The organism is Pseudomonas palmensis (assembly GCF_049942755.1).
GTDB lineage: Bacteria > Pseudomonadota > Gammaproteobacteria > Pseudomonadales > Pseudomonadaceae > Aquipseudomonas > Aquipseudomonas palmensis.
Genome location: NZ_CP187958.1, coordinates 2,832,803 through 2,850,946 on the forward strand (window position 1 = coordinate 2,832,803; position 18,144 = coordinate 2,850,946).

13 protein-coding genes and 1 tRNA gene are annotated in these 18,144 nt (G+C 66.1%); 10 read left to right on the top strand and 4 right to left on the bottom strand.

What is annotated here, in order from left to right; genetic code table 11:
* The first annotated feature begins 98 nt into the window (after positions 1–98).
* Complete coding sequence (bfr, locus tag ACPRTJ_RS13055) at positions 99–563, top strand: bacterioferritin (RefSeq protein WP_043861921.1); 465 nt, start codon at positions 99–101, stop codon at positions 561–563.
* Between the two features lie 99 nt (positions 564–662).
* Here bfr and uvrA read toward each other — a convergent pair whose 3' ends face one another.
* Positions 663–3,497 (bottom strand): excinuclease ABC subunit UvrA, encoded by a 2,835-nt coding sequence (gene uvrA / locus ACPRTJ_RS13060; protein WP_043861920.1) that lies wholly within the window; start codon positions 3,495–3,497, stop codon positions 663–665.
* A 129-nt stretch (positions 3,498–3,626) separates the two neighbouring features.
* Here uvrA and ACPRTJ_RS13065 point away from each other — a divergent pair, with 129 nt between their 5' ends.
* Complete coding sequence (locus ACPRTJ_RS13065; protein ID WP_043861919.1) at positions 3,627–5,021, top strand: MFS transporter; 1,395 nt, start codon at positions 3,627–3,629, stop codon at positions 5,019–5,021.
* Positions 5,022–5,030: 9 nt separating this feature from the next.
* Positions 5,031–5,546, top strand: coding sequence for a single-stranded DNA-binding protein (locus ACPRTJ_RS13070; protein ID WP_043861918.1), 516 nt, complete (start codon positions 5,031–5,033; stop codon positions 5,544–5,546).
* Positions 5,547–5,720: 174 nt separating this feature from the next.
* Here ACPRTJ_RS13070 and ACPRTJ_RS13075 read toward each other — a convergent pair whose 3' ends face one another.
* Positions 5,721–6,293 (bottom strand): hypothetical protein, encoded by a 573-nt coding sequence (locus ACPRTJ_RS13075; protein ID WP_052504272.1) that lies wholly within the window; start codon positions 6,291–6,293, stop codon positions 5,721–5,723.
* Between the two features lie 193 nt (positions 6,294–6,486).
* Here ACPRTJ_RS13075 and fdnG point away from each other — a divergent pair, with 193 nt between their 5' ends.
* The 7 genes from fdnG (at position 6,487) to ACPRTJ_RS13110 (ending at position 15,602) form a co-directional block, all read left to right on the top strand.
* Positions 6,487–9,552 (top strand): formate dehydrogenase-N subunit alpha, encoded by a 3,066-nt coding sequence (gene fdnG / locus ACPRTJ_RS13080; protein WP_426429009.1) that lies wholly within the window; start codon positions 6,487–6,489, stop codon positions 9,550–9,552.
* Positions 9,552–10,499 carry a formate dehydrogenase subunit beta gene (gene fdxH, locus ACPRTJ_RS13085; protein WP_043861915.1) on the top strand — a complete coding sequence of 316 codons (948 nt, stop codon included), beginning with the start codon at positions 9,552–9,554 and terminating at the stop codon, positions 10,497–10,499. Before fdnG ends, fdxH begins: the two co-directional genes overlap by 1 nt.
* On the top strand, positions 10,496–11,146 hold the full coding sequence (locus ACPRTJ_RS13090; RefSeq protein ID WP_426429010.1) for a formate dehydrogenase subunit gamma: 651 nt from the start codon (positions 10,496–10,498) through the stop codon (positions 11,144–11,146). Before fdxH ends, ACPRTJ_RS13090 begins: the two co-directional genes overlap by 4 nt.
* Complete coding sequence (fdhE, locus tag ACPRTJ_RS13095) at positions 11,143–12,063, top strand: formate dehydrogenase accessory protein FdhE (protein WP_088514372.1); 921 nt, start codon at positions 11,143–11,145, stop codon at positions 12,061–12,063. Before ACPRTJ_RS13090 ends, fdhE begins: the two co-directional genes overlap by 4 nt.
* A 102-nt stretch (positions 12,064–12,165) precedes the next feature.
* Positions 12,166–13,590, top strand: a complete 1,425-nt coding sequence (gene selA / locus ACPRTJ_RS13100; RefSeq protein ID WP_426429012.1) for an L-seryl-tRNA(Sec) selenium transferase — start codon at positions 12,166–12,168, stop codon at positions 13,588–13,590.
* Positions 13,587–15,500 (top strand): selenocysteine-specific translation elongation factor, encoded by a 1,914-nt coding sequence (selB, locus tag ACPRTJ_RS13105; protein ID WP_426429119.1) that lies wholly within the window; start codon positions 13,587–13,589, stop codon positions 15,498–15,500. The genes selA and selB overlap by 4 nt, the downstream gene beginning before the upstream one ends.
* A gap of 6 nt (positions 15,501–15,506) precedes the next feature.
* Positions 15,507–15,602: transfer RNA gene (locus ACPRTJ_RS13110), tRNA-Sec, on the top strand.
* Positions 15,603–15,616: 14 nt separating this feature from the next.
* Here the strand turns inward: ACPRTJ_RS13110 and ACPRTJ_RS13115 are convergent.
* Together ACPRTJ_RS13115 and ACPRTJ_RS13120 are read right to left on the bottom strand one after the other, a co-directional pair.
* Entirely contained in the window at positions 15,617–16,609 is a 993-nt protein-coding gene (locus tag ACPRTJ_RS13115) for an asparaginase (RefSeq protein ID WP_078481652.1), read from the bottom strand.
* Between the two features lie 79 nt (positions 16,610–16,688).
* Entirely contained in the window at positions 16,689–18,137 is a 1,449-nt protein-coding gene (locus ACPRTJ_RS13120; RefSeq protein WP_327781826.1) for an alanine/glycine:cation symporter family protein, read from the bottom strand.
* Positions 18,138–18,144 lie beyond the last annotated feature (7 nt).

Below are 18,144 nucleotides of genomic sequence, written 5' to 3' on the forward strand. Positions count from 1 at the left end.
CTGTTTACCCACTTTTTTAGCGGTTTTAGCGCAATTTGCAGTGACCTTACAGTCATCCTGGTTCAAACTATGGCTTTCACACAGGGAGAGTCAGGGCAATGCAAGGTCACCCGGACGTAATCGATTATCTCAACACGTTGCTGACGGGCGAACTGGCGGCACGTGACCAATACTTCATCCACTCGCGCATGTACGAAGACTGGGGCTTCAGCAAGCTCTACGAGCGTATCAACCACGAGATGGAAGAAGAGGCACAACACGCCGACGCCCTGATGCGCCGCATTCTCATGCTCGAAGGCACCCCGCGCATGCGCCCGGACGACCTGGACATCGGTACCACCGTGCCCGAGATGATCGCCGCCGACCTGCGCCTTGAGTACAAGGTGCGCGCTGCGCTGTGCAAAGGCATCGAGCTGTGCGAGCTGCACAAGGACTACGTCAGCCGTGACATCCTGCGTGTGCAGTTGGCCGACACCGAAGAAGATCACACCTACTGGCTGGAGAAGCAGCAGGGTCTGATCAAGTCGCTGGGCCTGGAGAACTACCTGCAATCGCAGATGTAATCCACCGCGCAACGAACAAGGCCATCGGGGTGTACCCGATGGCCTTTTTTTGTGCCCGCATGCCGCTGTGCAGGAGCCGGCAAGGCCGGCTCCTGCAGTTCAGGCCCGGTCGCGCGCCAGCAGCGGCTTGAGGTAATACCCCGTGTGCGACTGCTTCATCTCGGCCAGCTCCTCCGGCGTGCCGCAGGCGATGATCTGTCCGCCCTTGGAGCCGCCTTCCGGCCCAAGGTCCACCAGCCAGTCGGCGGTCTTGATCACGTCCAGGTTGTGCTCGATCACCACCACGGTGTTGCCGTGGTCACGCAGGCGATGCAGCACGTCCAGCAGTTGCTGGATATCGGCAAAGTGCAGGCCAGTGGTCGGCTCATCGAGGATGTACAGCGTCTTGCCAGTATCGCGCTTGGACAGCTCGCGTGACAGCTTGACCCGCTGCGCCTCACCACCGGACAGCGTGGTCGCCGACTGGCCCAGCTTGATGTACGACAGGCCCACGTCCATCAGCGTCTGCAGCTTGCGCGCCAGTGCCGGCACCGCATCGAAGAACTCGCGGGCTTCCTCGATGGTCATTTCCAGCACCTCGTGGATGTTCTTGCCCTTGTACTTGATCTCCAGCGTTTCGCGGTTGTAGCGCTTGCTCTTGCACACGTCGCACGGCACGTAGATGTCGGGCAGGAAGTGCATCTCGACCTTGATCAGGCCATCGCCCTGGCACGCCTCGCAGCGCCCGCCCTTGACGTTGAACGAGAAACGCCCCGGCCCGTAGCCGCGCGAGCGCGACTCCGGCACGCCGCTGAACAGCTCGCGGATCGGCGTGAACAGCCCGGTGTAGGTCGCCGGGTTGGAGCGCGGTGTACGCCCGATCGGGCTCTGGTCGATATCCACCACCTTGTCCAGGTGCTGCAGGCCATCGCAGCTGTCGTGGGCCGCAGCTTCCAGCGTGCTGGCACCGTTGAGCGCGGTAGCCGCCAGCGGGAACAGGGTGTTGTTGATCAGCGTCGACTTGCCCGAACCGGACACGCCGGTCACGCAGGTCAGCAGGCCGATCGGGATCTCCAGGTCGACGTTCTGCAGGTTGTTGCCGCGTGCGCCCTTGAGCTTGAGCGACAGCTTCTTGTTGCGCGGGGTGCGCTTGGCCGGCACGGCGATCTTCACGCGGCCCGACAGGTACTTGCCGGTCAGCGAGTCCGGGTGCGCCATCACCTCGGCCGGGGTGCCCTCGGCCACGATCTGGCCGCCATGCACGCCCGCGCCCGGGCCGATATCCACCACGTAGTCGGCCATGCGGATGGCGTCCTCGTCGTGCTCCACCACGATCACCGTGTTGCCGATGTCGCGCAGGTGATTGAGGGTGCCCAGCAGGCGATCGTTGTCGCGCTGGTGCAGGCCGATGGATGGCTCGTCGAGAATGTACATCACCCCCACCAGGCCGGCGCCGATCTGGCTGGCCAGGCGGATACGCTGGGCCTCGCCGCCCGACAGGGTATCGGCGCTGCGATCCAGCGTCAGGTAGTCCAGGCCCACGTTCACCAGAAACTGCAGGCGTTCGCAGATTTCCTTGAGGATCTTGTCGGCGATCTCGCCACGGCGCCCGGTCAGCTTGAGGCCGCCGAAGTAGTCGCTGGCATCGCCGATTGGCAGGTTGGTAACCGCCGGCAGGGTCTTCTCGCCCACCCACACATGGCGCGCCTCGCGGCGCAGGCGGGTGCCGCGGCAGTCGGGGCAGGGCTGGGTACTAAGGAACTTGGCCAGCTCTTCACGCACGGTGGCCGATTCGGTCTCGCGGTAGCGCCGCTCCAGGTTCGGCACGATGCCCTCGAAGGGGTGCGAGCGCTTGACGATATCGCCCCGGTCGTTGAGGTACTTGAAGTCGACGTTGTGCTTGCCACTGCCGTTCAGGATCACCTTCTGCTGGTCGGCCGGCAGCTCGTTGAACGGCACCTCCAGGCTGAACCCGTAATGCGCGGCCAGCGAGCCGAGCATCTGGAAGTAATACACATTGCGCCGGTCCCAGCCGCGAATCGCGCCCTCGGCCAGGGTCAGCTCGCCGTTGACCAGGCGCTTGATGTCGAAGAACTGCTTCACGCCCAGGCCGTCGCAGGTCGGGCAGGCGCCGGCCGGGTTGTTGAAGGAGAACAGCTTGGGCTCCAGCTCGCTGATCGCGTGGCCGCAGATCGGGCAGGCGAAGCGCGCCGAGAAGATCATCTCTTCACCCGGCTCGTCGTCCATCGGCGCCACCAGGGCGATGCCATCGGCCAGCTTAAGGGCCGTCTCGAACGATTCGGCCAGGCGCTGCTGCAGGTCGTCGCGCACCTTGAAGCGGTCGACCACCACATCGATGCTGTGCTTCTTCTGCTTGTCGAGCTTGGGCAACTCGTCCAGCTCGTACAGCTTGCCGTTGACCCGTGCGCGCACGAAGCCCTGGGCACGCAGCTCTTCGAACACCGCCAGGTGCTCGCCCTTGCGCTCGCGAATCACGGGAGCCAGCAGCATCAGCTTGCTGCCCTCGGGCTGGGCCAGCACCAGGTCGACCATCTGGCTGACAGTCTGGGCTTCGAGCGGGATGTCGTGGTCGGGGCAGCGTGGGGTGCCCACACGGGCATACAGCAGGCGCAGGTAATCGTAGATCTCGGTGATGGTGCCCACGGTCGAGCGCGGGTTGTGCGAGGTCGACTTCTGCTCGATCGAGATGGCCGGCGACAGCCCCTCGATGGTGTCGACGTCTGGCTTTTCCATCATCGACAGGAACTGGCGGGCATACGCCGACAGCGATTCCACGTAGCGACGCTGGCCTTCGGCGTACAGGGTGTCGAACGCCAGCGATGACTTGCCGGACCCGGACAGACCGGTGATGACGATCAGTTTGTCCCGGGGCAGGGTCAGGTCGATGTTCTTAAGGTTGTGGGTACGTGCCCCACGTATCAGGATCTTGTCCACTGCGGCCTCGCTTGGCGGGCATAAACGGAGGAGTATACGGCGCGCTGCCACCACGCGGCAAAGCGTCGCGTATATGCCGTTAACCGATCCGACTGGTAGAATCGCCGCCGGTTCACACGAGGTTTATCCATGCACGATCCCCACAGCGAACGCATGAGCGGCAGCGAGACCCGCGCCGCAGGCGGCCTGGCCATGGTGTTCGCCTTCCGTATGCTGGGCATGTTCATGGTGCTGCCGGTACTGGCCACCTATGGCATGGACCTGGCGGGCGCCACGCCGGCGCTTATCGGCCTGGCCATCGGTGCCTATGGCCTGACCCAGGCCGTATTGCAGATTCCGTTCGGGGTCATTTCCGACCGCATCGGCCGTCGGCCGGTGATCTACCTGGGGCTGGTGATCTTTGCCCTGGGCAGCGTGCTGGCAGCGCAGGCCGACTCGATCTGGGGCGTGATCGCCGGGCGTATCCTGCAGGGTGCGGGCGCCATCTCCGCCGCGGTCATGGCGTTACTCTCGGACCTCACCCGCGAACAGCACCGCACCAAGGCCATGGCCATGATCGGGATGAGCATCGGCCTGTCGTTCGCCGTGGCGATGGTCGTGGGGCCTCTGGTAACGCGGGCCTTCGGCCTGTCGGGGTTGTTCCTGGCCACCGCGGCGATGGCGGTGGTGGGCATCGGCCTGATCGCCTTCGTGGTGCCGGCCTCCAACGGCCCGCTGGCGCACCGCGAGTCGGGCGTGGCCAAGCAGGCCCTGGGGCCGACCCTGCGTCACCCCGACCTGCTGCGCCTGGACGTCGGCATCTTCGTGCTGCACGCCATCCTCATGGCCAGCTTCGTCGCCTTGCCGCTGGCGTTCGTGGAGCGTGGCGGGTTGCCGAAAGAGGAGCACTGGTGGGTCTACCTCACCGCCTTGCTGGTTTCATTCTTCGCAATGATTCCGTTCATCATCTACGGTGAAAAAAAGCGCAAGATGAAACGTGTCCTGCTGGGCGCGGTCAGTGTGCTCATGCTCACAGAGCTGTTTTTCTGGGAGCTGGGCAACAGCCTGCAGTCACTGGTGATCGGCACGGTGATCTTCTTCACCGCCTTCAACCTGCTCGAAGCCTCGTTGCCTTCGCTGATCAGCAAGGTGTCGCCGGCCGGTGGCAAGGGCACGGCGATGGGGGTGTATTCCACCAGCCAGTTCCTGGGGGCGGCGCTGGGCGGGATCATGGGTGGCTGGTTGTTCCAGCATGGCGGCTTGAGCGTGGTTTTCCTGGGGTGCGCAGGCCTCTGTGCCCTTTGGTTGGCCATAGCTGTTACTATGCGCGAACCACCTTACGTGACGAGCCTGCGCTTGCCGTTGTCGCCAGAAGCGATGCGCGAAGCGGGCTTGACCGAGCGCCTCAAGGCCGTGCCGGGTGTGACCGACGCAGTGGTGGTGGCAGAGGAAGCCGCCATCTATATCAAACTGGATACACAAATTTTGGATCGTACGGCCCTGGAGCTGCTGGTAAACCCGGCGCCCGCGGCGTGCCAAGCCTAGGAGAACGTTATGGCCCGTGGGGTTAACAAAGTCATTTTGGTCGGCACTTGCGGCCAGGACCCTGAAGTTCGCCACCTGCCCAACGGCAACGCGGTGACCAACCTCAGCCTGGCCACCAGCGAGCAGTGGACCGACAAGCAGACCGGCCAGAAGGTCGAGCGTACCGAGTGGCACCGTGTTTCGATGTTCGGCAAGGTTGCCGAGATTGCCGGCGAGTACCTGCGCAAGGGTTCGCAGGTGTACATCGAGGGCAAGCTGCAGACCCGCGAGTGGGAAAAGGACGGCATCAAGCGTTACACCACCGAGATCATCGTCGACATGCAGGGCACCATGCAGCTGCTGGGTGGTCGTCCGCAGAACCAGGACGGTTCGCAGCAGGGTGGCAACAACTACAACCAGGCCCCGCGTCAGCAGGCGCCTCAGCAGCGTCCACAGCAGGCCCCTCAGCAGCGCCCTGCGCCGCAACAGCCTGCGCCGCAGCCGGCTGCCGACTTCGACAGCTTCGATGACGACATCCCGTTCTGAGCCCTGGCCAACGCCGCGCTTCAAGACAAACGCCCGATGCGCAGCATCGGGCGTTTTGCGTTCTGGGGAAACCTCGGTGGGCGGTGGCCCTGACACGCTTGCGATGTTCAGCGCACGTGCGGGCCTCGCGGTACCTCTAGCGGGCCGCCAGGAGGTGAAGCGGCCCGTGAGCACTCACGCCGCGGCCACGCCTTGGCCCACCAGCCCGGCCAGTGCATTGAGCATCGGTGCGCGATACTCCACGTCCTTCTCGTTCCAGTACACATGACCGGCTGGCAGGTCGACATTGAAGAAGCTTTCGTAGTAGCTGCCTGGCGCCGAATCCGAACGGTCGTTGCCGAACACCTTCAGGCGCACCGCACCCGCTTCAAGCCCGGTGTCCGCCTGGTGCAGCGCAATCACGCTGAAGCGCTCGCCGACCGCCCCGGGGCCATCGACCAGCTCGATTTCATACAGCTGTGCCAGCGCCTCGATGAACCGCTCGGTCTCCAGGCCCAGCGACGAGATCTCGAGCCCGTCGCTGTAGAAGTGCGCCTGTATCACGTTCATCTCGCCATCGAACCCCGGCTGCACGTCGCGCCGCAGCCGCGCCCGCACACCCACCGAGTGCCCGGCGAACGCGGCACGCAGGTCAAAGTGGTAGTGCACGTCATCCTGCATCAGGTGCTGCACCTGAAACACGCAGTCCACAAAACCTTCTTCGCCAAACTGCTCCAGCAGCGGCAACCCGTTCTTGTCCAATTGCATCATGCAGTCCCTTGGCGATGGTGGTCAGGCTGGCGATTATGCACCCGTTGCGCGCATCGATAATCCGTTTTAATGGTGCTTGGCCCGATCTTGGCTAGAGTGAATATTGACGACCACCCAGTGGCCGCCACCGTGACTGTTCACGAGACGCCGGCAATGCTCCGCGCGTCCACCACCTGATCAGGAGTGCACGATGGATCTCAACCGTCGGCAATTTTTCAAGGTCGCCGCCATCGGCCTTGGAGGTTCGAGCCTGGCGGCGCTGGGCATGGCCCCCGCGCCGGCCTTCGCCGAACAGATACGCCACTTCAAGCTGGCCCGCACCAAGGAAACCCGCAACACCTGCCCCTACTGCTCGGTCGGCTGCGGCCTGATCCTGTACAGCCAGGGCGATGCGGGCAAGAACGTGGCGCAGAGCATCATCCACGTCGAAGGCGACGCCGATCACCCGGTCAACCGCGGCACCCTGTGCCCTAAAGGTGCAGGCCTGCTGGACTTTATCCACAGCCCCAGTCGCCTGCAGTACCCGCAGGTGCGCAAGCCGGGCAGCAACGAGTGGACGCGCGTCAGCTGGGATGAGGCCATGGACCGCGTGGCCGAGCTGGTCAAGGCCGACCGCGACGCCAACTTCATCGAGAAGAACGCCCAGGGCCAGACCGTCAACCGCTGGCTCAGCACCGGGTTCCTCGCGGCCTCGGCGGCTTCCAGCGAAGCCGGCTACCTGACCCACAAGGTCATTCGCAGTTTGGGCATGCTGGGGTTCGACAACCAGGCGCGTGTCTGACACGGCCCGACGGTGGCAAGTCTTGCCCCGACGTACGGCCGTGGTGCCATGACCAATCACTGGACCGATATCGCCAACGCGAACCTGATTCTGGTGATGGGCGGCAACGCAGCAGAAGCGCACCCGTGCGGTTTCAAATGGGTGACCGAAGCCAAGGCGCACAACCAGGCGCGGCTGATCGTGGTCGACCCACGGTTTACCCGTACCGCCTCGGTGGCCGATTACTACGCGCCGATTCGCACCGGCAGCGACATCGCCTTCATGGGCGGCCTGATCAACTATCTGCTCAGCACTGACCAGATCCAGCACGAGTACGTGCGCAACTACACCGACGTGTCGTTCATCGTCAAAGCCGGCTTCGGCTTCGAGGACGGGCTGTTCAGTGGCTACGATGCGGCCAAGCGTACCTATGCCGACAAGTCCGGTTGGGGCTACGAACTGGGTGAAGACGGTTTCGCCAAGGTCGACCCGACCCTGCAGGACCCGCGCTGCGTCTACCAGCTGATGAAGCAGCACTACAGCCGCTACACCCCGGAGCTCGCCAGCATGACCTGCGGCATGCCCCAGGCCAGCATGCAGAAGATCTGGGAAGAGATCGCCACCTGCTCCACACCCGGCAAGACCATGACCATCCTCTATGCCCTGGGCTGGACCCAGCATTCGATCGGCGCGCAGATCATCCGCAGCGCGGCGATGGTGCAACTGCTGCTGGGCAACGTAGGCATGCCGGGTGGCGGGGTCAACGCCCTGCGCGGGCACTCCAACATCCAGGGCCTGACCGACCTGGGCCTGCTATCCAACTCCTTGCCGGGCTACCTGACCCTGCCCGGTGATGCCGAGCAGGACTACGACGGCTATATCGCCAAGCGCGCCCTCAAGCCGCTGCGCCCAGGGCAGCTGTCGTACTGGCAGAACTACGGCAAGTTCCACGTCAGTCTGATGAAGGCCTGGTATGGCGCCAACGCCACTGCCGAGAACCACTGGGGCTACGACTGGCTGCCCAAGCTCGACATCCCAGGCTACGACGTGCTCAAGATGTTCGACATGATGGGCAGGGGCGAGGTGCACGGCTACATGTGCCAGGGCTTCAACCCGATTGCCGCGCTGCCCGACAAGAACCGCGTCACTGCCGCGCTCAGCAAGCTCAAGTGGCTGGTGGTGATGGACCCGCTGGCCACCGAAACCTCGGAGTTCTGGCGCAACGCAGGGCCGTACAACGACGTCAGCACGGCCGACATCGCCACCGAGGTCATCCGCCTGCCCACCACCTGCTTCGCCGAGGAGGACGGTTCGCTGGTCAACAGCAGCCGCTGGCTGCAGTGGCACTGGAAGGGCGCCGACGGCCCGGGCGAAACCCGTACCGACGTGCGCATCATGAGCGACCTGTTCCTGCGCCTGCGTGAACGCTACCGCGCCGAGGGTGGCGCGTTTGCCGAACCGCTGCTCAACCTCAGCTGGCCGTACAAGGTCGCCGATGAACCCTCCCCCGAAGAGCTGGCCAGGGAGCTCAACGGCGTGGCCGTGACCGATCAGGTCGATGCCACCGGCGCCGCGCTCAAGGGCGGCCAGCAACTGTCGGGGTTCGCCCAGCTCAAGGACGATGGCAGTACCGCGTCCGGCTGCTGGATCTTCTGCGGCAGCTGGACCGAGCAGGGCAACCAGATGGCTCGGCGCGACAACAGCGACCCGTATGGCATGAAGCAGAACCTGGGCTGGGCCTGGGCCTGGCCGATGAACCGGCGAATCCTCTACAACCGTGCCTCGGCCACTCCGCAAGGCCAGCCCTGGGACCCGAAAAAACGCCTGGTATGGTGGAACGGCAAGGCCTGGACCGGCACCGACACCCCGGACTACAAGGCCGACGTGCCCCCCGAGGCGGGCATGAACCCGTTCATCATGAACCCCGAAGGGGTGGCCCGGTTCTTCGCCGTCGACAAGATGGCCGAAGGCCCGTTCCCCGAGCACTACGAACCCTTCGAGACGCCGATCGGGATCAACCCGCTGCACCCCACCAACAAGAAGGCCACCAGCAACCCGGCCGGACGCATCTTCGACTCGGTGTGGGACACCCTCGGCCAGGCCAACGACTACCCCTACGCGGCCACCACCTACCGGCTGACCGAGCACTTTCACTTCTGGAGCAAGCATGCGCGCCTGAACGCCATCGCCCAGCCCGAGCAGTTCGTCGAGATCGGTGAAGTGCTGGCGCAGCAGAAGGGTATCCAGGCCGGCGACCGGGTGCGGGTGAGTTGCAAGCGTGGGCATATCGAGGCGGTGGCGGTCGTCACCAAGCGGATTCGTCCGCTGCAGGTCAACAACCAGACCGTGCACCAGGTCGGTATCCCGCTGCACTGGGGCTTCACCGGGCTGACGCGGCATGGCTACCTGACCAACACCCTGGTGCCGTTCCTCGGCGATGGCAATACACAGACCCCGGAATCGAAGTCGTTCCTGGTCAACGTGGAGAAAATCTGATGGCCAGCCAAGACATCATTGCCCGTTCGGCCACCACCACGCTGCCCCCCTCGGTGCGCCAGCAGGAGCAGGTCGCCAAGCTGATCGACACCACCAAGTGCATCGGCTGCAAGGCCTGCCAGGTGGCGTGTTCGGAATGGAACGAGCTGCGCGACGAGGTGGGTCACAACCACGGCACCTATGACAACCCGCAGGACCTCAGTGCTGAAAGCTGGACGCTGATGCGCTTCACCGAGCACGAGACCGCCGACGGCAACCTGGAGTGGCTGATCCGCAAGGACGGCTGCATGCACTGCGCCGACCCCGGCTGCCTCAAGGCCTGTCCCAGCCCGGGGGCGATCATCAAGCACGCCAACGGCATCGTCGACTTCAACCAGGACCACTGCATCGGCTGCGGCTACTGCATCACCGGCTGCCCGTTCAACATCCCGCGCATCTCGCAGAAGGACCACAAGGCCTACAAGTGCACCCTGTGTTCCGACCGCGTGGCCGTGGGGCTGGAGCCGGCCTGCGTGAAGACCTGTCCCACCGGCGCCATCGTGTTCGGCAGCAAGACCGACATGCAGGAGCACGCCGCCGAACGCATCGTCGACCTCAAGTCGCGGGGCTTCGAGCACGCCGGCCTGTACGACCCGGACGGCGTGGGTGGCACCCATGTGATGTACGTGCTGCACCACGCCGACACGCCGCGCGTGTACGCGGGGCTGCCCGACAACCCGGTGATCAGCCCGCTGGTCGGGCTGTGGAAGGGCGTGAGCAAACCGCTGGCGCTGCTGGCCATGGGTGCGGCGGTGCTGGCCGGGTTCTTCCACTACGTACGCATCGGCCCGCAGCGGGTCGAGGAAGAGGATGACGAGCATCCTGACACCAGCGTGCATCAGGTCGACCCGTCGGTGCATGTGTATGACCCGGGCAAGCCCACCGCACCAGGGGAGCAACGGCCATGAAGCACAAGCCGATACTGCGTTACACCGCCAACGAGCGCACCAACCACTGGCTGGTGGCGATTCTGTTCTTCATGGCGGCACTGTCGGGGCTGGCGCTGTTTCACCCGGCGGTGTTCTGGCTCAGCCACCTGTTCGGCGGCGGGCCGTGGACACGCATCCTGCACCCGTTCATGGGCGTGCTGATGTTCGTGCTGTTCCTGGGGCTGGTGCTGCGCTTCTGGCGAGCCAACTTCATCACCGCCACCGACCGGCAGTGGCTGCGCCGGGTCGACCGGGTGATCCGCAACGAGGAGGGCGTACCACCGGTGGGCAAGTACAACGCCGGGCAGAAGCTGCTGTTCTGGACCCTGCTGGCGTGCATGCTGGTGCTGCTGGTGAGTGGCGTGGTGATCTGGCGTGCCTACTTCAGCGCGTACTTCGGTATCGACACCATTCGCCTGGCCACCCTGCTGCATGCCCTGGCCGGCTTCGTGCTGGTGCTGAGCATCATCGTGCACATCTATGCCGGCATCTGGATCAAGGGCTCGGTCAGCGCCATGCTGCATGGCTGGGTCAGCCGCGCGTGGGCGCGCAAGCACCATGCGCTATGGTACCGGGAGGTCACTCGGGACGAGCGGCCCGACACGCACAAAGGAGCCAAGCCTTGAGTACCGTGATGGAACCCGATCAGATCCAGGCGTCGGCCAGTTCGCCGCCGTTTCTGCACCCGCCACCGCCCCAGCTGTTTGCGCTGCGTGCCGAACGCCTCGACCTGCTGGCCGAGGGGCATGCGCTGGGCGACTACCTGCGCTTCGTGGCCGGGTTGTGCCGCGTGCAGCAGGGGTTGCTGGACAACCCGCCGGCAGCGGCCATGCCCGACCCGCAGCGCCTGCAACTGTGCGTGACCCACGGCCTGGCGCCCCTGGCCGCCGACAGCCTGGTGCGCGAGGGCGCCTGGCAGGGCTGGCTGGATGCCCTGTTGCAACGCTACGAGGCGTCTTCGCCGCTGGCGCATCAGGCCCAGACGCAATTGCGCGAGGCCGGGGCAGGGCAGCGCATGGTGTGGGCGCTGGCACTGCTGGGCGGGCAGTACAGCGCGGTGCCGGCGGCGCTGGTGCCGTTTCTGGGGGCCGCGCTGCAGGCGGCGTGGAGCCATTGGCTGCTGGCCATGCCCGGCGTCGAACTCAAGCCCGGCGACAGCCTGGGGCAGTGCCCGGCATGTGGTTCGCCGGCGATGGCGGGGGTAATCCGCCACCGCGGCAAGTACAACGGCCTGCGCTACCTGGTGTGTGCGTTGTGTGCCTGTGAATGGCATGCGGTGCGGGTCAAGTGCGTGTATTGCGAGCAAAGCAAGGGCTTGCAGTACTTCAGCCTGGAGGATGACCGCCATGTCGCCGGGCAGGCGCCGTTGCGGGCCGAATGCTGCCTCGAATGCCACAGTTACCTGAAGCTGGTCTACCTTGAAAGCGATGCGCAATCGGAGGCCCTGTCGGCGGACCTGGCCAGCCTGGCACTGGACATGCGCCTGGATCAGGAGGGCTACCAGCGGCTGGCGCCGAACCTGTTGCTGGCCCCGGGCCTGTAGGGCGGCCTTGCGCGAAGGGCGCACTACACTGTGGGATCCGACCCTGCGCGGTGTTCCATTCGCCGGCAAGGCCGGCTCCTACATAGGCCGGAGCGTTTTTGCATGTCCTCCAACGTCACTCAGTGCACCCACCGTCTACCCTCCATCGACACCCTCCTGCGCAGCCCTGCCTGCGTTCCCCTGGTGGACCGCTACGGCCGCGACGCCGTGCTCGCCACCTTGCGCCAACTGCTCGATGACCTGCGCGAGCCCACCCGCCACGGCCAGCTCGGCGCTGCCGAACTGGCCCCCGAGGTGCTCGCCGGCCGCACCAACGAACGCCTCGCCGCCCGGCACCGCAGCCACATCCGCCGGGTGTTCAACCTCACCGGCACCGTGCTGCACACCAACCTGGGCCGCGCGCTGCTGCCCGAAGCCGCCATCGAGGCCGTCCAGCTTGCCGCGCGCCACCCCCTCAACCTCGAGTTCGACCTGGACAGCGGCAAGCGCGGCGACCGTGACGACCTGATCGAAGGCCTGATCCGCGAGCTCACCGGCGCCGAGGCCGTGACCGTGGTCAACAACAATGCCGCCGCCGTGCTGCTGGCGCTCAACAGCCTGGGCGCGCGCAAGGAGGGCATCATTTCGCGCGGTGAACTGATCGAGATCGGTGGTGCGTTCCGCATCCCCGACATCATGGCCCGCGCCGGGGTCAGGCTGCACGAGGTGGGCACCACCAATCGCACCCACGCCCGCGACTACGAAGCGGCAATCAACCCGCGCAGCGGCCTGCTGATGCGCGTGCATTGCAGCAACTACAGCATTGAAGGCTTCACCAGCCATGTGCCCACCGCCGAGCTGGCGCAACTGGCCCACCAGCACGGCCTGCCGCTGCTCGAAGACCTGGGCAGCGGCAGCCTGATCGACCTGACCCGCTGGGGCCTGCCCGCCGAACCCACGGTGCGTCAGGCCCTGGCCGATGGCGCCGATATCGTCACCTTCAGCGGCGACAAGCTGCTCGGCGGTCCGCAGGCCGGGATCATCGTGGGCAGCAAGGCGCTGATCGCGCGCATCAAGAAGAACCCGCTCAAGCGTGCCCTGCGGGTCGACAAGTTGACCCTCGCCGCGCTGGAAGCGGTGCTGGGCCTGTACCGCGACCCCGACCGCCTGGCCGAGCGCCTGCCCAGCCTGCGCCTGCTGACCCGGCCGCAAGCCGAGATCCTGGCCCAGGCCGAACGCCTGGCGCCGCGCATGGCACAGGCGTTGGGCGCGTCGTGGAGCGTTGCCGTGCTGCCTGCACTGGGCATGATCGGCAGCGGCAGCCAGCCGGTGGCACGCCTTCCCAGTGCTGCGCTGTGCATGCGCCCACAGGTGTCCAAGCGCCTGCGCGGGCGCAGCCTGCTGGCGCTGGAAGCGGCCTTGCGCGCGTTGCCCGTCCCGGTGCTCGGGCGCCTGGACGACGACGCGCTGTGGCTCGACCTGCGCCAGCTGGATGACGAACCCGCGTGGCTGGCGCAGCTGGCGCAATTGGCGGTACTGCCCACGTGATCGTCGGCACCGCCGGGCACATCGACCATGGCAAGACCGCGCTGCTCGAAGCCCTCACCGGCCAGGCTGGCGATCATCGGCGCGAAGAGCGTGAACGCGGCATCACCATCGACCTTGGCTACCGTTATGCAGCGCTGGCGGCGGATGCGCCGTTGACCGGCTTTGTCGACGTGCCGGGCCACGAGCGGTTTATCCACAACATGCTGGCCGGCGCCCAGGGTATCGACCTGGTGCTGCTGGTGGTGGCGGCCGACGACGGGGTGATGCCCCAGACCCGCGAGCACCTGGCCATTGTCGAACTGCTGGGCATCGCGCAGGCGCTGGTGGCCATCACCAAATGCGACCGGGTCGAGCCGGCGCGGGTGCAGGCGGTGCAGGCCCAGGTGCGCGGGCTGCTTGCGCCGGGACCGTATGCCGGGGCGGCGCAGTTCGCGGTGTCGAGTGCCAGCGGCCAGGGTATCGAGGCACTGCGTCAGGCATTGCTCGCCGCGCAGCACGCCCTGCAGCCGCGTAGCCAGGGTGGCGCTTTTCGCCTGGCCATCGACCGGGCCTTCAGCGTGGCCGGGGCCGGTATCGTGGTCACGGGCACTGCGTTGTCCGGGCAGGTTCAGGTGGGCGACAGCCTGTTGCTGGGCAAGGCGGGCAAACCGGTGCGGGTGCGCGGCCTGCACGCGCAGAACCAGGTCGCGACCCAGGCCTTCGCCGGGCAGCGCGTGGCCCTGAACATCAGCGCCGAGCGGCTGGCGCTGGAGCATATCCACCGCGGTGACTGGCTGCTGGCCGAGTGGCTGTATGCGCCTACTCAGCGGCTGGATATCGAACTGCACCTGCTGGCCGGGGAAGCCCGTGCACTCGAGCATTTCAGCCCGGTGCACCTGCACCTGGGCACCCAGGATGTCACCGCCCGCGTGGCATTGCTGGAGGGCGAGCGGCTGGCGCCCGGGGCGCGCATGTTCGCGCAGCTGCTGGTCAACGCGCCGGTGCAGGCGGTGCATGGCGACCCCGTGGTGCTGCGCGACCAGAGTGCCCAGCGCACCCTTGGCGGCGGGCGCGTACTCGATCCGTTTGCCCCGGCCCGCCAGCGCCGCAGCCCGCAGCGGCTGGCGCAGCTGCAGGCAATGGCGGCGGCCGACAGCCTGGAACAGGCCTTGCCGGCGCTGCTTGCGCAAGGCACGGGTGGGCTCGACCCGCAGCGCCTGGAGCGCCAGTTCAATCGCTTGCGCAGCCACTGGCGGCTGGATGCGCAGGTGCAGGTGGTGGCCACGCGGCAGGGGCCGCTGCTGTTCGACACGACGCAATGGCAGGCGCTCAAGGCCCGGGTGCTGGCGCAACTGGCGCGCTTTCACGAGCTCGAACCCGACCAGCTCGGCCCTGACCGCGACCGCCTGCGCCGTTTCGCCAGCCTGGCACTGGAGCGGCCGGCGTTCATCAGCCTGGTGGACGAGTTGCTGGGCGAGCAGGCGATTGCCAGCAGCGGCCCGTGGCTGCACCTGCCCACGCACCAGGCGCGCCTGAACGAGGCCGACACGGCGCTCTGGCAACAGGTGCAACCGTTGCTGCTGGCGGCGCGTTTCGATCCGCCCTGGGTGCGCGACCTGGCCCGCGCCACCGGCAGCGAAGAAGCCGAGGTACGGCTGCTGCTGCGCAAGATGGCGCGTCTGGGCCAGGTGCACCAGGTGGTGCGCGATCTGTTCTTTCCCGAGGCCACAGTGCGGCAAATGGCGGCTATGCTGTTGCGCATGGCGGGTGATGAGGTGCAGGTGACGGTTTTTCGTGATGCGCTGGGTATCGGGCGCAAGCGCAGCATCCAGGTGCTGGAGTACTTCGATCGCATCGGCCTGACCCGGCGCCTGGGCGACCAGCGTCGCATTCGCCGCGACAATGCCCTGGCTCAACCGGGCGACAACTGAATTCAAGGAAGGCAATCGCGCCCGGTGGCGCGGCCGGGCTTCAAACCCGGTTGGGGACGGCAGCCGTTCCCGGGCAGGTTCGACTCCGGCTGCCTTCCGCCATTTTTCGCAGTGCCTCAGGCCACCCGTTCACCGCACAGGTCCAGGGCGAACCAGTGCTCGGCGGTGTCGATGTCCAGCCCCGCGCCCAGCAGGGCGAACAGCTTGCCCAGCGCCGCCTCGCGGGTCATGCCGCCGCCCGATACCAGGCCGGTCTCGCGCAGGCGGCTGCCGGCGGCGTAGGTATCGAACAGCACACTGCCCTCGATGCACTGGCTGATGGCGGCAATCAGCACGCCACCCTGGCGCGCCTTCTGCAACGCCTGCATCAGTGCTGCATCTTCCGATGGGCCGGTGCCGCTGCCATAGCATTCAAGCAGCAGGCCGCGCACGCCGCTCACCACCAGTGCCTGCACCTGCTCGGCCTGCAAGCCGGGGTACACCGGCAGCACCGCCAGTTTCACCGGCACCCGCGGTTGGGCATAGCCGAGTACCGCGGGCAACGCGCTGGCGCGGCTGCCTTCGCGGTGGCGCGCCGGCGCGGCAAACGCATCGAAGGCCTCGCTGCGCAGTTTGCTGGCCCGTGCGCCGTGCAGCAGCTGGCCTGCGAAATACAGCTGCACGCCGCTTTGCAGGCCGCTTTCGAACAGGGCCAGGGCGCCGTGCAGGTTGTCCCAGGCGTCGCTGTGCGGTGCGCCGGCCGGCAGCATCGAGCCGGTGAGCACTACCGGCACATCCAGCCCCAGCAGCAGGAACGACAACGCTGCTGCGCTGTAGGCCAGGGTGTCGGTGCCGTGCAGCAGCAGGATGCCGTCGTGGCCATCACGCGTCACCGCCGTGACGATGGCCGCCTGCATGGCCAGCCAGTTGGCCTGCTGCATGTTGGCGCTGTCGAGCAGCGGTGACATCTCCTGCAGGCGCCAGTGCACCCGGGGTGGCGTCGGGTGCGTGTCCAGCCAGGCGCGCATGCGTGCCTCGAAGCCACCGGCCGGCGCCAGGCCATGGGGCGTTTGCAGCATGCCGATGGTGCCGCCGGTGTAGAGGACGAGAAGGTTCTTGACCGCGCGCATGGTGAGCATTCCAGGCAGGTGAGAAAGGGGCATCGCGAATCGGCTGCCGCCCGCGAACGGGGCGGCGGCACAGGGTTGCTCAGCGTTGCGCTTGAGCTTGAGCTTCGCCCACGCTGGCAGGGCGTACGCTTTCAGCGGGCTGGACAGCAGGCCAGGCCTGGGTGTCCAGGTCCAGGTCGGGGAACCTGGCCGAGTCGAATACCGGCTGCTTGATGCCTGCCTTGCGCTGGTCGTCGTAGTCGCGCATCACGCGCAGGCCGATCTTGAACAGCAGCGCCAGGGCGATCAGGTTGACGAAGGCCAGGCACGTCATGGTGATGTCGGCGAAGGCGAACACGGTCGACAGGTTCTGCACCGAGCCCCACACGATCAGCGCCAGCACCAGGGCACGGTAGACCATCAGCACCGCACGGTTGCGGGTCAGAAACTGCAGGCTGTTTTCGCCCAGGTAGTAGTTGTAGAGGATGCAGGTGAACACGAACAGCGACAGCGCCACGCTGACGAACAGGCGACCCCAGTCACCGACCACGGCAGCCAGCGAGTTCTGGGTCAGCACGATGCCGTCACCTTCGAAGCCCGGGGTGTAGAAGCCCGACAGCAGAATCAGCAGCGCGGTGCAGGTGCAGATCACGAAGGTATCGAGGAACACGCTGAATGCCTGCACCACGCCCTGGGCGCCCGGGTGTTTCACTGCCGCCACGGCGGCCACGTTGGGCGCACTGCCAAGGCCCGCTTCGTTGGCGAACACGCCACGCTTGACGCCCATCACGATGGCACTGCCCAGCAGGCCGCCGAATGCAGGGTCCAGGCCGAAGGCGCTCTTGAAGATGGTTTCGAGCATGGCCGGCACGTGTTCGATCTGGCTGCCGATCACGTACAGGGTAACGCCGATGTAGGCCAGGGTCTTGACCGGCACCAGCAGGTCGGACACCGAGGCGATGCGCTTGATCCCGCCCAGGAACACGATGGCCAGCAGCACGGCCAGGGCAATCCCGGTGTGCTCCGGGGCGAAGCCGAAGGCGTTCTGCAGCGAGTGGGTCACGGTGTACGACTGCAGGCCGTTGAAGGCGAAGCCATAGGTCACCAGCAGCAACACCGAGAACACCACTGCCATGGCGCGCAGGTTGAGGCCGTGCAGGATGTAGTAGGCCGGGCCGCCGCGGTATAGGCCATCACCGTCGGCGCGCTTGTAGACCTGCGCCAGGGTGCATTCGAAGAAGCTGCTGGACATGCCCACCAGCGCCGTCACCCACATCCAGAACACCGCGCCCGGGCCGCCCAGGGTCACGGCGATACCGACACCGGCGATGTTGCCGGCACCCACGCGCCCGGCCAGGCTCAGCATCAGTGCCTGGAACGAACTCAACTGGCCCGCCTGGCCGCGCAACGATTCCTTGAATACGCCGAACATATGGATGAAATGGCGAAACTGCACAAATCGCGAGCGCAGGGTGAAATAGCTTCCCAGTCCGACGATAAGCACGATAAGGAGCTTCCCCGAAAGGAAATCGTTGAGCACTTCGAGCATGGCGTGA

Bases quoted from the DNA above. Each gene is read 5' to 3' on its own strand.
- bfr (WP_043861921.1), top strand. From the start codon at position 99: ATGCAAGGTCACCCGGACGTAATCGATTATCTCAACACGTTGCTGACG.
- ACPRTJ_RS13065 (WP_043861919.1), top strand. From the start codon at position 3,627: ATGCACGATCCCCACAGCGAACGCATGAGCGGCAGCGAGACCCGCGCC.
- ACPRTJ_RS13070 (WP_043861918.1), top strand. From the start codon at position 5,031: ATGGCCCGTGGGGTTAACAAAGTCATTTTGGTCGGCACTTGCGGCCAG.
- ACPRTJ_RS13075 (WP_052504272.1), bottom strand. From the start codon at position 6,293: ATGCAATTGGACAAGAACGGGTTGCCGCTGCTGGAGCAGTTTGGCGAA.
- fdxH (WP_043861915.1), top strand. From the start codon at position 9,552: ATGGCCAGCCAAGACATCATTGCCCGTTCGGCCACCACCACGCTGCCC.
- ACPRTJ_RS13090 (WP_426429010.1), top strand. From the start codon at position 10,496: ATGAAGCACAAGCCGATACTGCGTTACACCGCCAACGAGCGCACCAAC.
- selA (WP_426429012.1), top strand. From the start codon at position 12,166: ATGTCCTCCAACGTCACTCAGTGCACCCACCGTCTACCCTCCATCGAC.
- ACPRTJ_RS13115 (WP_078481652.1), bottom strand. From the start codon at position 16,609: ATGCGCGCGGTCAAGAACCTTCTCGTCCTCTACACCGGCGGCACCATC.
- ACPRTJ_RS13120 (WP_327781826.1), bottom strand. From the start codon at position 18,137: ATGCTCGAAGTGCTCAACGATTTCCTTTCGGGGAAGCTCCTTATCGTG.